Below are 11157 nucleotides of genomic sequence, written 5' to 3' on the forward strand. Positions count from 1 at the left end.
CGGGCCTGGATCAAGAACAAATCCTGCAAACCCGCAACACTTCCTCAGGAAACCCTCAAGAAAACCGCAGCACCATCGGTGGGGGCCGTGCCGATATACGTTGATTCAATGTGAATCACAGCTGTAGAGTGAGTACGTCGAAAGGGGAACAGCCGTGATCGTGATGGACAATGATCTTGCAGCTCTGCATCGTGGTGCCCTGCAGCGTCAGGCCCGCCAGCGGGTGGACCTGCTTGATGAACTGCGCGCAGTTCACAACGCCTCCTCGCGCGGCATGAACCAGCGCGAGATCGCCGAAGTTCTGGTGACCAGCCAGGCAAAGGTGCACCGGATGCTGAAAGCCATCGAGCGACGTCCGGACGTTCTTTCGGCAGGAGCGCCTGAGGAAATCATCCTTCGGGCGTTTGCGTACGACACCCCCAGGTTGGAGTTGCTCGAACGGTTGAAGTCCCTGAGCTACACGGACGGCGAGGACGCCCCGTACCCGCATGAAGGTCGTATCCCGGGCACATGGGACCAAGTGGTGGGAGCGTTCGCGCAGGACCTCCTGACCGAGCGGGAGTTCAATGAGGTCAGGGCGGCTGTTGGCCGCTGAACGGGGTGCCGTTCACGCGGCACTGACTGAGTTGTACGCCCCGGGCAATGAACTGGAGCGGGCTCCGGATGTTCTGCTGGCCTACTTTGACGACGCCGCCGTGGTTCGGCTGGCGAAGGCCTTCATGGCGCGGCAGCAGGACGTCATGACGGCCGGACGCGCTGTTGTTGTCGCTGCCGGCCCGCCGGGTGCTGGCAAGACTGAAGCGCTGAAAACCCTCGACCTGCGCGGGTATCGCCTCATCGACCCTGATGATGCCAAGGACATGATCCTGGACGACGCCGAACGCCACGGCTTGCTGAGCTACCGGCACAATTACACGCTGCCTGACGGTGAACCGGTGGGGGTGCGGGAGCTGGCCTCCCATGTCCACTCCATCTCTACCAGAACGACCAACTTGGTTCGGCAGATGGCCCTGGCCGCCGGCGAGAACGTTATCATCGATGGCACGTTGTCATGGGAGAAGCTGCCAGACCAGTACATCGACGAGCTCTTCATGTCCCGATACGGGCAAGTCGATGTCGTCGATGTCGAAACCACCCGGGATAGTGCGGTCGAACGGGCCCGCCAGCGCTGGTGGGCCGGCCGCCTGAATGATCCCGTGATGGGCGGACGGTTCGTCCCCGACACCGTTATTGAGCACTGCTACGCCTCCGGTGCCGAGTCCATCTGTGCAGCCAACGCACTGAGGCTGGCACAGATGGCCGCAGATACTGTTGGCCGCGGCACGCTGCGCCGCTTCGACGTCGACCAAACCACTGGTGAGGTCCACGCCAGCAACGTCACCACCTTCGAGTAGCCCCTCCGGCCGTGGCCCAGGCTCCTAAGGCAGGTAGCCCCCGACCGCAGCCGCCCGGGTTGGGGTAATCGAGCAGTTTCGGAGAAGCCCGCAGCCTAGGCCCAGTCGTAGCGTTTTGGTATCGGATAACGACACCAACTGAGGAGACGGGCACATGGCTGGGACAGCAACTGCGGGCAAGAGCAAGTCCTACGAGGGCTTCACGGAGGATGAGCGCGCCGCAATGAAGGAGCGGGCGCAGGAACTCAAGAAATCTCCGCGCAAGAGGGCAAGCGCAGCTGACGGCGAGGCGGATGTGATGGCCAAGATTGCGGAGATGCCGGAGTCCGACAAGGTCATGGCTGAGCGCCTGCACGCCCTTGTCAAGGAACATGCTCCGGAGCTGGCTCCGAGGACCTGGTACGGGATGCCGGCCTACGCCAAGGACGGCAAGAACATTGTCTTCTTCAAGAGTGCGGACAAGTTCAAGTCACGATATGCGACGCTCGGCTTCGAGGAAAACGCCATGCTCGACGACGGGGAGATGTGGCCCACGTCCTTTGCGCTCAAGGAAATCACGCCGGACGTGGAAGCCAGGATCGTGGAGCTGATTAAGAGGGCGCTCGGTCAATAGGTCGGGTCCGGGTTGGGGGTTGGCGGAACGGGACCAGGGTCGGGAACCGGCGAAGGTCCCGGAGTGGGGTTGGGGTCCGGAATAGGGCTCGGAGGAAACGGCGTGGTGGGGTCCGGTGGTGGAGGAACGGGACCGGGATCCGGCGGGAACGGCTCGGGCTCGTGGGTCGGGGGCAACGTCATGATCTCTCCTCTGCGTACTGTGAATGTTGCTCGGGGTAGATAACAGCAGCCTAAACACGGGCCCTCCGATGCGCCACCACTTGGAGGTGGGAAGCACTTTAAAAACTTTTCTACTTTCGCGTAACCCTTTCGGGTGCCCGGACGATTACGTCAGTGAAAGGGCCGAGTTGGAATTTGTCCCCCATCATCTTCCAGCTCGGCTCTTCCATGTCCGGGAGTTACCGCGGCTTGGGGAGTTTCTCCTTTGGCTGGCCCGGCTGAGCAGCTACCCTTGGTGAGGTCGTCCGTTGTGAAAGGCGGATGACCTGGCTCCCAGCCTGGACCAGCCGCCGATCGAAAGTCCCAATTCTGTGACCGACGCATTGACCGACGAAGCGCTTCACGCACTCCAAGGCAATAACGCGGAACTGTTCAGCGCCGTTTACCAGGCGTATGCAGGCCAGGTCTTGGGATATTTGACGGCCAAGGGCGTCGCTGATCCGGAAGCAACCACGCAGGATGTTTTCCTTGCCGTCCTGCCCCGGTTGGATGGGATCAGCGGCGGTGTAAACGGCCTGAGAACCTTTATCTTCTCGGTAGCCCACGCCCGCATGGTGGACGAGCACCGGAAGGAAAGCCGGGCTCCGGATCACCACGAGTTTGAACCTGAGCGGGACGCAAGGGAATCGAGCTCTGCTGAAGCCGAAGCCATGCTCCGGGTCGCGCCCTACGAAGTGATGGCGCTCCTGGAACTCCTGGGCGAAGAGCAGCGGGAAGTCCTGACGCTTCGCATCGTGGCAGGCCTGACCGTGGAGCAGGTGGCCGGGATCATGGGGAAATCCGCCGGTGCAGTGAAACAGCTGCAACGGCGTGCGCTTATTACCCTCCGTGAGCATTCGGCAGTAAAGGAATACGTGTCGTCGTGACATTCAAGGATTTGGAACGCGGGAAGTTGGTGGACGAGCTCCTGCTCGACGCCGATCTTGGCGACGCCCCGGACCTTCGGCAAGCGCTTCTGGCGGTGGGCAATTTCGCCGATGCAGCCGCACCTGAGCCCGGCGAAGAGTTGGCAGCCATGCTCGCCGGACCGTACGATGACGTTTCCAAGCGCCGTTGGCGGCACAAGCACCGTACTGCGGTGGTTGGCGTTGCCGTGGTTGCGGCCATGGGACTCGGGGTAAGTGGCGTCGCCGCAGCGAGCTCCGGATTCACCCGGAGTCCATCTTTCGAGGGACTCTGGGAGGGCCTTGCTTCCCAGAGGGCTGCAAAGACTCCTGTCTTGCTCACCCCGGATGCCCCCAAGGTGGGCACCGTGCCTGCTCCATCTGCCGATCCCGCGGCGATCCCGCTGGACGTGCAGCAAGGCCAGCCGGTTCAAGCAAGCCAGCCCGTTCAACCCAGCCAGGTTCTGGTGGCCGGCAACCAGGATCCTGTCCCGGCGCAGGTGCCGACAGCGGCACCGCAACCAGCCCCACAAAACCCGCAACCAGCCCCACAAAACCCGCAACCAGCCCCACAAAACCCGGGCACCGCCGTCGTACCGGCGGCGCCTGCCTTGGTCGCCGTTTCCGGCCCGGCTGCGCCCAAGCCCGCCCCCCTGCCGCAGAACCAGCCCGTCGCGCCCGGCCTGGCCCTTGCTCCAGTTGCCGAACAGCTGCCCGTGGGGCAGCTGAAAGCCCAGGCCGCAAAATTGAAGCAGCCCAAGAAGCCGGTGGAACGTTAGGGACTGCCACGGGCATCAGCCGTGATTCCTGCGCGTCGCCGGCATTAAGCTGGGCTCATGATGCATGTCAACGATCCTGCCGTCGTCGAGCGGTTGATGCGGACAAAAGGTACGTGGGCCGTGGTTGGCCTGAGCAACAACGAATGGCGCTCAGCCTATGACGTTTCGTTGTATGTGCGGGACAAGATGGGCATGGAGATCATCCCCGTCAATCTCAAGGGCGAGGACGTGCACGGCGAGAAGGGCTACAAAAGCCTGGCCGACATTCCCGCCGAAAAGCACCCGATCGACGTCGTGGATTGCTTCGTCAATTCCGAGCGTGTAGGTGCCGTCATTGACCAGGCCATTGCCGTCGGGGCCAAGGCGGTCTGGCTGCAGCTTGGCGTGTTTGACGACGACGCCACACAGCGCGCCCGGGACGCGGGCCTGGACGTCGTGGTCAACTCGTGCCCGGCACGTGAAGGCTGGCATTACGGCCTGTGATCCGTCGTCGTTTTCTTCTGCTAGATTGCTGCTGACTCATCTCTCTAGCCCCGGGGGAAAGCCGTGTGTGGCGACCATTCTGCAGTGCCCTTTTCCGTTCCCAGCAGAAGGGCCGCCTTCGGTATTTTGGCCGCTTCGGTGGTGGCCGGCCTGACTGCCTGCACGCCGGCTGCAGGGGCGGAAAGTTCGACGGCGGACCCCGCTCCCAGCGATGCGGCAGCATCCACTGCCTCGCCTTCAGCGACGCCCACCCCGTCTCCAACGCCGACCGCGACCAAGCGGATCCGGCGGACGTTCATTCCGGATTTCCAGCTGCCACCGATCACCGGTGGCCTGGCGCCGGTGATTACCAAGATCCCCACCAAGCACCCCGTGGTGTTCCTGACCATCGATGACGGGAACATCAAAACCCCGGAGTCGGTCAAGCTCATGGCCGAGTACGACTACCCGGCTTCCCTGTTCCTGACCAAGGACACCATTGCGGACAACCCGGCGTTCTTCAAGGCGTTCAAGGCCCAGGGCAGCCTGGTGGAAAACCACACGGTGACCCACAACATCAATATGGTGCGGCAGTGGGGATACCAGCAGCAGCTCAACGACCTGGTGGGCATGCAGGAGTACGCCCTCCAGCAATACGGTCGTCGGCCCACCCTCTTCCGTCCGCCAGGGGGCGCCTATTCCACTGTGATGCGACAAGCCGTTGCGGACGCGGGAATGAAAGCGATCATCACCTGGGAAGCCAAAGCAAACGCGGGAAAAATGGACTACCAGGTGGGCAACTCGCTCCGTCCCGGCGATATAGTGCTCATGCATTTCAGGGCTGAGTTCGCCGCCGACCTCGCTGCTTTCCGGGCGGCACAACTGGCCGCGGGGCTGGAAGTTGTGTTGCTTGAGGATTTCCTGGGGGTGGCATAGGAGTGTCTGCGGCGCCAACAAGCCAGTAGGCTCCCTCCATGGACGTTTCCCAGCTCCGTGAAATCTGCCTTGGTTTTCCGGGCGCCTTCGAGGACTTTCCGTTTGGTCCTGAGACGTCCGTGTTCAAAGTGCGCGCGGCCGTAGCCGGTGGTGCCAGGCACGAAGCGAAGATGTTTGCGCTCTCCGCCATGGACCCTGGCAACTGGTCCGTGAGCCTGAAATGCGAACCTGCACTCGCCGAGCAGCTGAGGGCCGCACATCCGGAGATCACTGGCGCTTGGCACCTGAACAAGACCCATTGGAACGGCGTCCGCCTGGATGGCGCCCTGCCGGATGACATGGTCAGGGACATGGTGGAGGACTCCTATGACCTGGTCGTGGCCACCCTGAGCCGAAAGCAACAGGAACAACTCGGGTGGGCCCGGCTGGCACGTCCGAAGGGAAGCTGACACGCCTCCATCGACCCCTCCCCTCGGCGCTGACATGGGACTAGATTGATACTGCGTACCTTGGGACCTCAGCCGGTGGCTGGTCAGGAGCGGTGTGATGCTGGATAAGAAGACGCGGGACCATCTGCGAGTTGTCCTGCGAGTGCACTGAGTCGAAAAACCATGTTCAAAGCCCCGGAACATGCCACCATTGCTGCGAGTGAGCGAAGCAAGCAATGGATGATTGCTTTGCGCACTGCCTCGAAAGTGTTTCCGCGCGGTAAAGGGTGCCTCACGGCGGCAGCTTTAGTGCCGGTCGCCGTCGAAAATCCAGCGGAAAGACAGGGAACTTGGCACTCCAGGGCGCTGGCGCGCCAGACCGGGACCGAGTGTGGCAAGACCCTCGCGGAGGGCCCATGAAAAGATCACGCTTTGACAAATCTTGATCGAAACTGCGGAGAAATATTGATTTTCGATCATCTGTGGTGAAGTATGTCACACGAAGGTTGGTGCTGCCAGAGCGTCAGCCCAGACTGTCCGACTGGACGGCCCCAGCCGCCAGAGTCGGCCTTACGAGTCACAAAAGGGGTATTGAAATGACCATTCAGCACCAGTCCGTCGGCCGCCGTGGATTCCTGCGCGGAGCACTCGCAGCAGCCGTACTCGTGCCCATGGGGGGAACCATTGCATCCTGCGCTGCCGGAGGCGGCAGCACGACCACCGGCCCCACCGGCACCGTCTCTGACACCAACCCGTTCGGAATGGCGGACAAGGCCACTCTGGATGCCGTGATCTTCAAAGGCGGTTACGGCATCGACTACGTCGATTTCGCCGGCAAAATCTTTGAAAAGACGCACTCGGGCTCCACCGCCAAGATAGCCCCGTCCACGGATATCGCCCAGGAACTCCAGCCCCGCTTCGTCGGCGGAAACCCGCCGGACCTGATCGACAACTCCGGCGCCAAGGCCATCGGCTTCAGCACGATCCTGGCCCAGCTGGAAGACCTGACCCCCGTGGTGGAGGCGAAGAACCTCGAAGGAAAGGTCATCAAGGACACCCTGTACACAGGCGTCCTGGCTCCGGGTACTTTCGATGGCAAGCTCGCAGCCCTTAACTACGTGCTCACCGTCTACGCTGTCTGGTACTCCGATTCCCTGCTCAAGGAAAACGGTTGGACCGTTCCGAAGACGTGGGATGAAATGTACACGCTCGGCGAGCAGGCGAAGGCCAAGGGCAAGTACCTGTTCGTGTGGGGCAAGGAAGCCGCCACCTATTACCAGGAACTCGCCATCGCCTCGGCCATCAAGGAAGGCGGGGACGAGGTCCGCCTCGGGCTCGAAAACCTCAAGGAGGGTTGCTGGTCCCACCCGGCCATCCAGTCTGTTTTCACGGCACTGGACAAGATCGTCAAGGCAGGGTTCTTCAAGCCGGGCGGCTCGGGCACCCAGTTCACGGCTGCACAGGCACAGTGGAGCAACGCCCAGGAGGCAGTGTTCTACCCGTCGGGTTCCTGGATCGAAAACGAGATGAAGGATCAAACCAAGGCCGGCTTCAACATGATGGGCGCCCCGGCCCCGTCGGTCACTGCCAGCCCCAAGATGCCGTACACCGCTATCCACAGCGCCGCGGGCGAGCCCTACATTGTCCCGTCCCAAGGCAAGAACGCTGCCGGTGGCAAGGAAATGCTCCGCATCATGCTGTCCAAGGAAGCTGCCACGAACTTCGCCAAGACCAAGTTGGCACCGACCATCGTCAAGGACACCGTCCCGGCCGACGGCTTCGGTTCCACCGCCTTGGTGTCGCAGACCAAGATGCTGGGCGATGCCGGCGACAACGTCTACACCTGGAACTTCATTGACCTCTACGGGACCAACAAGGACCAGCTGGTTGTCTGGAACACCTTCCTGGACGGCAAGTCGGACGTCGCAACCCTGACGTCCGCCCTTCAGAACATCACCGACAAGGTCCGCAACGACAGCTCGGTCAAGAAGATCGAAGTGAAGTGACCGTAGTGAAAACACAGCAGAGCCGGAACGACGACGGCATGGCCGCCGTCGTTCCGGCGATGGCGCCACCGCAGCTGGTCAAGAGGCGGCGGAAGCCGCTGACCTGGGACAAAATCAGTTTCTTCGCGGTATTCCTCGGGCTGCCCCTGGCTATTTACCTCTTGTTCGTGATCTGGCCCTTCATCCAGGCGTTCGGCTATTCGCTGACCGACTGGTCCGGCTTCTCGCCAACGCAGAACTTCATTGGCTTGGAGAATTACACCAAGATCTTCACGGACGACATCTTCATGAAGGCCATGGGGAACAACATCCTCCTGGTCATCTTCCTGCCGATCATCACCATCATCCTGAGTCTCATCCTGGCGTCCTTGGTGACGGTGGGCGGCAGTAGCAAGGGCCAGATCAAAGGCCTTCGGAACTCCAGCTTCTACCGTGTCGTCTCGTTCTTCCCGTACACGATTCCCGCGATTGCCATCGGCATTATGTGGGGGCAAATCTACGATCCCTCGGGCGGCCTCCTGAACGGCATCCTCACCGGGCTGGGCCTGGACCAGTTCAAGGATTTCGCCTGGTTGGGTGATAAGAACACTGCCATGATCGCCACGATGTTCGTGATCGTGTGGGGCTTCGTTGGCTTTTACATGGTCCTCTTCGTGGCGGGCATCAAGGGCATCCCCGCTGAGATTTTCGAGGCCGCAAGGATCGACGGTGCGGGACGCTTCCGCACTGCAGTGTCCATCACCATTCCCTTGATCCGTGACAACATCCAGACTGCCTACATCTACATGGGCATCCTGGCTCTGGACGCCTTTGTCTACATGGCGGCGTTGAACTCCGGCGGCGGCCCAGACAATTCCACGCTGGTCATGGCGCAGCAACTGTTCTTCACGGCCTTCAGCAAGGGGCAGTTCGGCCTCGCCAGTGCCATGGGCGTGGTCCTTGCCATTGCAACGCTGATCTTCTCGGGATTGGTATTCGTGGTCAATCGGCTCACTGGCGGCGATAAGGATGTGAGCTTCTAATGACCACCAAAGTCGAAACCCCGGAGCGGAAGTCCCTGCACTTCCAGCCGAGGACCCCTGCGACATCGACGGGCGACAAGGTAGTCGGAGCGGTGTCACACACCGCGCTGACCATCTGGACGCTCATCGTGATCCTGCCACTCCTGTGGACGTTCATGTCCTCGTTCAAGACCTCCAGCGAGATCTTTGCCTCGCCCTTCGCGTTGCCCGGGGAATGGAAGCTGGACAACTACGTCAAAGCATGGAGCGAGGCGGGCATTGGAAGTGCCTTCCTGAACTCGGTGATCGTTGTGGCCGTGGCGCTGGTGATCGTGATGGTGCTGGGTGCCATGTGTGCCTATGTGCTGGCCCGTTACACTTTCCCGGGCAGCAGGGCCATCTACTACCTGATGCTCGCCGGCCTGACCTTCCCGATCTTCCTGGCCATGGTGCCGTTGTTCTTCGTCCTCAAGAACATGGGCCTGCTGAACACCTTGCCGGGCCTGATCCTGGTGTACGTGGGCTTCGCCCTGCCGTTCACGGTGTTCTTCCTGTTCTCCTTCTTCAAGTCGCTGCCCCATGAAATTACCGAGGCTGCGGCATTGGACGGGGCAGGGGAGTGGCGGACGTTCTTCCAGGTCATGTTGCCAATGGCCAAGCCGGGCCTCGCCTCGGTCGCCATCTTCAACTTCCTGGGCCTGTGGAACCAGTTCCTCATCCCGGTGTCCATCAACGCGGCCGGTCCCCGTGTCCTGTCCCAGGAACTGGCAGCCTTCGCGGGCCAGATGGGGTACGCCGTCGACTACGGCGCACTCTTCGCGGCAGTGAGCGTCACTGTCATTCCAGTGTTGATCGTCTACGTGATCTTCCAGCGCCAGCTGCAGGGCTCGGTCACGCAAGGCACCTCGAAGTAGTACAACTGCGCTAAAAAACAGCGTTCGACGGCGGTCCGCACCTTGGGTGCGGGCCGCCGTCGCGCGTTGATTTACCATGGGCTGATGTTCGAACCCTGCCTGCTGCGCGACGATGTCACCATGCGTCTGCTGCGTCCTACTGACGCCGCCGCCCTCGCGGCCGCGTATGTGCGCAACCGCGACCATCTTGCTTCCTGGGAGCCGGTGCGCCCGGAGGAGTACTTCACCGAGGAGTGGCAGGCTGCCGACATTGCCAAGCGCTTGGCTGCCCACGAGGCAGGGGAGCAGTTCCCGTTGGCGTTGGCGGCAGGCGACGAGATTGTTGGCAGATTCAATCTGGCCGGTATTGTTCGTGGTCCGTTCCAGAGCGGCGGGCTGGGGTACTGGGTTGACAAGAACTACGCCGGCGGCGGGTTGGCGAGTGCCGCTGTCAGGGTGATCGTGGAGACGTCGCGGAGCGAGCTGGGGCTCCATCGACTGGAAGCCGGAACCCTCCTGCACAACGTTGCCTCCCAACGGGTGCTGGTGAAGGCTGGTTTCCGGAAGATCGGCATGGCGCCGAACTACCTCCAGATCGCCGGGGCCTGGCAGGACCACAACCTCTACCAGATCATCCTGCACGACTAAGCATCCTTAGCTTTCTGACAGGATGGTAGGGAACCGTAGTGCAACGAAAGGCAGCAACCGTGATCTTTATTGTGGTCAAGTTCAACGTCAAGCCCGACTGGTCCGACCGCTGGCTGGAGCTGGTGGGCGATTTCACCGAGGCCACACGCGCCGAGCCGGGCAACCTGTGGTTCGACTGGTCCCGCAGCGTGGACAACCCCAACGAGTTCGTCCTGGTGGAAGCCTTCCAGGATGACGCCGCCGAGGCCCACGTCAACAGCGCGCACTTCAAGAAGGCCATGGCCGACATGCCCCAGGCCCTCGCCGAGACGCCGCACATCATCAGCCGCCAGATCGAAGGCAGCGGCTGGGACCGCATGGGTGAGCTGACCGTCGAGGCGTAGGGCGTACAGTCACGACCCACTTTGAACTCGAAACGCCCCCGACGCGCCCTGGTATGGGCGTGCCGGGGGCGTTCGTGCGCCAAAGTTGGTGGTGGAGGCGCAGGCCCCTGGATCGACGCCCACCTGGACTCCACGCGATGGGCGGTCATCGGGTACTAGTCCTCGCTGTGCAGCTCCCGCTGACGCGCGCTGAGCAGCTCAAACTCAGGCCGGGCGGCGACGAACCGTTCAACGGCGTCGAGCATTTGCTGAAGGTGCGCGTGATCGGGAGCCACCAGCGCGACGCCGATCATGGCCCGGCGATGCTGGTCCTGCAGTCCGGTCTCGGCCGCAGAGACCTCGAACCGGCGCTTGAGTTCGGCCACCAATGGGCGCACCAGAGAGCGCTTCTCCTTGAGGCTGTGAACGTCGCCCAGCAGGACGTCGAATTCGATCCACCCGATCCACATAAACCCCATTCAACAGCAACGCGGGGTCACTTAAGGCCCATGTCAGGGGCTTTTATGGGC

Annotated in this window: 15 protein-coding genes; 13 read left to right on the plus strand and 2 right to left on the minus strand. The window is 61.9% G+C overall.

From position 1 onward, the window contains the following. Positions 1-154: 154 nt before the first annotated feature. The 6 genes from FDP28_RS10560 to FDP28_RS10590 all read left to right on the plus strand — a co-directional run bounded on the left by FDP28_RS10560 (position 155) and on the right by FDP28_RS10590 (position 4374). Positions 155-595 carry a hypothetical protein gene (locus FDP28_RS10560; RefSeq protein ID WP_144661402.1) on the plus strand — a complete coding sequence of 147 codons (441 nt, stop codon included), beginning with the start codon at positions 155-157 and terminating at the stop codon, positions 593-595. After that, a complete protein-coding gene (locus FDP28_RS10565; RefSeq protein WP_144661403.1) occupies positions 567-1394 on the plus strand; it encodes a zeta toxin family protein in 828 nt (275 codons plus the stop codon). Before FDP28_RS10560 ends, FDP28_RS10565 begins: the two co-directional genes overlap by 29 nt. Before the next feature lie 154 nt (positions 1395-1548). Beyond that, positions 1549-2007 carry an iron chaperone gene (locus FDP28_RS10570; RefSeq protein WP_144661404.1) on the plus strand — a complete coding sequence of 153 codons (459 nt, stop codon included), beginning with the start codon at positions 1549-1551 and terminating at the stop codon, positions 2005-2007. Positions 2008-2539: 532 nt separating this feature from the next. Then, the gene (locus FDP28_RS10580; RefSeq protein WP_144661405.1) at positions 2540-3094 is read left to right on the plus strand and encodes an RNA polymerase sigma factor; all 555 of its coding nucleotides are present in this window, start codon (positions 2540-2542) and stop codon (positions 3092-3094) included. Continuing rightward, positions 3091-3891, plus strand: a complete 801-nt coding sequence (locus FDP28_RS10585; RefSeq protein WP_144661406.1) for a hypothetical protein — start codon at positions 3091-3093, stop codon at positions 3889-3891. Before FDP28_RS10580 ends, FDP28_RS10585 begins: the two co-directional genes overlap by 4 nt. A gap of 57 nt (positions 3892-3948) precedes the next feature. Next, positions 3949-4374 carry a CoA-binding protein gene (locus FDP28_RS10590; RefSeq protein WP_144661407.1) on the plus strand — a complete coding sequence of 142 codons (426 nt, stop codon included), beginning with the start codon at positions 3949-3951 and terminating at the stop codon, positions 4372-4374. 44 nt (positions 4375-4418) lie between these two features. Here the strand turns inward: FDP28_RS10590 and FDP28_RS20770 are convergent, their stop codons facing one another. Further along, complete coding sequence (locus FDP28_RS20770; protein ID WP_260842424.1) at positions 4419-4736, minus strand: hypothetical protein; 318 nt, start codon at positions 4734-4736, stop codon at positions 4419-4421. On the opposite strand from FDP28_RS20770, the gene FDP28_RS10595 reads away from it, so the two are divergent. From FDP28_RS10595 to FDP28_RS10625, 7 genes are all read left to right on the plus strand, one after another. Beyond that, positions 4717-5289 carry a polysaccharide deacetylase family protein gene (locus FDP28_RS10595; RefSeq protein ID WP_260842425.1) on the plus strand — a complete coding sequence of 191 codons (573 nt, stop codon included), beginning with the start codon at positions 4717-4719 and terminating at the stop codon, positions 5287-5289. The genes FDP28_RS20770 and FDP28_RS10595 overlap by 20 nt on opposite strands. 38 nt (positions 5290-5327) lie before the next feature. After that, positions 5328-5738, plus strand: coding sequence for an MmcQ/YjbR family DNA-binding protein (locus FDP28_RS10600; protein ID WP_144661409.1), 411 nt, complete (start codon positions 5328-5330; stop codon positions 5736-5738). A gap of 575 nt (positions 5739-6313) precedes the next feature. Beyond that, on the plus strand, positions 6314-7723 hold the full coding sequence (gene ngcE, locus FDP28_RS10605) for an N-acetylglucosamine/diacetylchitobiose ABC transporter substrate-binding protein (protein WP_144661410.1): 1410 nt from the start codon (positions 6314-6316) through the stop codon (positions 7721-7723). A 5-nt stretch (positions 7724-7728) separates the two neighbouring features. Further along, positions 7729-8745, plus strand: a complete 1017-nt coding sequence (locus tag FDP28_RS10610; RefSeq protein WP_144661640.1) for a carbohydrate ABC transporter permease — start codon at positions 7729-7731, stop codon at positions 8743-8745. Further along, positions 8745-9638, plus strand: a complete 894-nt coding sequence (locus FDP28_RS10615) for a carbohydrate ABC transporter permease (RefSeq protein ID WP_144661411.1) — start codon at positions 8745-8747, stop codon at positions 9636-9638. The genes FDP28_RS10610 and FDP28_RS10615 overlap by 1 nt, the downstream gene beginning before the upstream one ends. Positions 9639-9722: 84 nt before the next feature. Continuing rightward, the gene (locus tag FDP28_RS10620) at positions 9723-10265 is read left to right on the plus strand and encodes a GNAT family N-acetyltransferase (RefSeq protein WP_260842426.1); all 543 of its coding nucleotides are present in this window, start codon (positions 9723-9725) and stop codon (positions 10263-10265) included. 59 nt (positions 10266-10324) lie between these two features. Then, a complete protein-coding gene (locus tag FDP28_RS10625; RefSeq protein WP_144661642.1) occupies positions 10325-10648 on the plus strand; it encodes a putative quinol monooxygenase in 324 nt (107 codons plus the stop codon). 155 nt (positions 10649-10803) lie between these two features. Here the strand turns inward: FDP28_RS10625 and FDP28_RS10630 are convergent, their stop codons facing one another. Next, a complete protein-coding gene (locus FDP28_RS10630) occupies positions 10804-11097 on the minus strand; it encodes a DUF503 domain-containing protein (protein ID WP_144661412.1) in 294 nt (97 codons plus the stop codon). Between the last annotated feature and the right edge of the window lie 60 nt (positions 11098-11157).

This window comes from Paenarthrobacter nicotinovorans, assembly GCF_007670255.1.
Taxonomy (GTDB): domain Bacteria; phylum Actinomycetota; class Actinomycetes; order Actinomycetales; family Micrococcaceae; genus Arthrobacter; species Arthrobacter nicotinovorans_B.

What these genes read in the sequence shown, in the direction of transcription:
- FDP28_RS10565 (WP_144661403.1), top strand. Translation starts at nt 567, where the DNA reads ATGAGGTCAGGGCGGCTGTTGGCCGCTGAACGGGGTGCCGTTCACGCG.
- FDP28_RS10570 (WP_144661404.1), top strand. Translation starts at nt 1,549, where the DNA reads ATGGCTGGGACAGCAACTGCGGGCAAGAGCAAGTCCTACGAGGGCTTC.
- FDP28_RS10590 (WP_144661407.1), top strand. Translation starts at nt 3,949, where the DNA reads ATGATGCATGTCAACGATCCTGCCGTCGTCGAGCGGTTGATGCGGACA.
- FDP28_RS10600 (WP_144661409.1), top strand. Translation starts at nt 5,328, where the DNA reads ATGGACGTTTCCCAGCTCCGTGAAATCTGCCTTGGTTTTCCGGGCGCC.
- ngcE (WP_144661410.1), top strand. Translation starts at nt 6,314, where the DNA reads ATGACCATTCAGCACCAGTCCGTCGGCCGCCGTGGATTCCTGCGCGGA.
- FDP28_RS10615 (WP_144661411.1), top strand. Translation starts at nt 8,745, where the DNA reads ATGACCACCAAAGTCGAAACCCCGGAGCGGAAGTCCCTGCACTTCCAG.
- FDP28_RS10620 (WP_260842426.1), top strand. Translation starts at nt 9,723, where the DNA reads ATGTTCGAACCCTGCCTGCTGCGCGACGATGTCACCATGCGTCTGCTG.
- FDP28_RS10630 (WP_144661412.1), bottom strand. Translation starts at nt 11,097, where the DNA reads ATGTGGATCGGGTGGATCGAATTCGACGTCCTGCTGGGCGACGTTCAC.